At 58.8% G+C, this 1045-nt stretch carries 2 protein-coding genes and 1 tRNA gene; 1 reads left to right on the top strand and 2 read right to left on the bottom strand.

The window, feature by feature from the left end; all coding sequences use genetic code 11:
- Positions 1 to 84 precede the first annotated feature (84 nt).
- Positions 85 to 420 carry a winged helix-turn-helix transcriptional regulator gene (locus B2994_RS04180; protein ID WP_291527122.1) on the top strand — a complete coding sequence of 112 codons (336 nt, stop codon included), beginning with the start codon at positions 85 to 87 and terminating at the stop codon, positions 418 to 420.
- A gap of 85 nt (positions 421 to 505) precedes the next feature.
- On the opposite strand, the gene B2994_RS04175 is transcribed toward B2994_RS04180, so the two are convergent.
- A tRNA-Leu gene (locus tag B2994_RS04175) sits at positions 506 to 591 on the bottom strand.
- 121 nt (positions 592 to 712) lie between these two features.
- Positions 713 to 1045 (bottom strand): tRNA-guanine transglycosylase (locus tag B2994_RS04170; protein ID WP_291527121.1); only part of this gene is annotated, 333 nt, incomplete at its 5' end.

Raw genomic sequence — 1045 nt, 5'->3', positions numbered from 1 at the left:
GTGCGCAAACATCCGGGCACTACCTAGTTACCTAAAGGGAACTTTTGTTGATTTCATTGTGTTTTACTGATTGGAGTTTTGCATATGGAACGCGAGTTGCCGGCGTGTCCCGTTGAGACGACGCTGCTGATGATCTCCGATAAATGGAAGGTGCTGATTTTGCGTGATCTGCTCGACGGTACCATGCGGTTCAGCGAGTTGCGGCGTTCGGTCGGCAGCATTTCGCAGAAGGTGCTGACTGCGAATCTGCGGCAGATGGAGCGCGATGGTCTGGTGCATCGCAAGGTGTATCCAGAGGTGCCGCCTCGTGTGGAGTATTCGCTGACGGATACGGGGCGCACGCTACGGCCGGTTATCAAGGCGATGCAGGATTGGGGAACCTGGTACAAGGCTGAGCAGGCCGCGGCGCAAACGGCCTGATTGCGAAGTGTCGTATATTTTTGGCTCCGCTCAGACAAGAAAAACCCCGAGGCGTTGGAATCCAACACTCCGGGGTTTTCATTCATGGTGCGAGTGGGGGGAGTTGAACCCCCACGAGCATACACTCACTGCCACCTGAAGACAGCGCGTCTACCATTCCGCCACACTCGCAGACAAGAGGACAACTTACCACCGTCGAATGCTATATGCAAACTTCATGTTCATCGGCGTGTTGCGTCGCGATGGTTGCGCAACGCGCCGACGTCACAGTGGCCTCCTCTGCCGTGTTTCGTCATCCGCGAGACCCGTTGGCGTAGAAACGCGCCAGGGTCTCGTCGCGGTACTGGTCGAAGTATCCGCCGTCGATCGAGGCGCGGATCTCGTCGAGCAGACGCACGAAGAACCGCTCATTGTGGATCGTGGCCAGCGTGAACCCGTTGAGTTCGTGGGCACGCAGCAGGTGATCGACGTAGGCGCGGGAGTAGTGCCGACAGGTGTAGCAGTCGCAGTCCTCCTCGATCGGGCGGAAATCGTTCTTGTGCTGGGCGCGCTTGATGTTCCAGCGGCCGTCGCGGGTGAAGACGGCGCCGTTGCGGGCGCAGCGGGCCGGAGCCACGCAGTCGAA

Origin of the sequence: Bifidobacterium sp. UBA744 (genome assembly GCA_002298605.1) — a bacterium.
In the GTDB taxonomy this organism is placed as follows: Bacteria; Actinomycetota; Actinomycetes; order Actinomycetales; family Bifidobacteriaceae; genus Bifidobacterium.
This window is presented reverse-complemented; position numbering and strand designations above follow the sequence as displayed.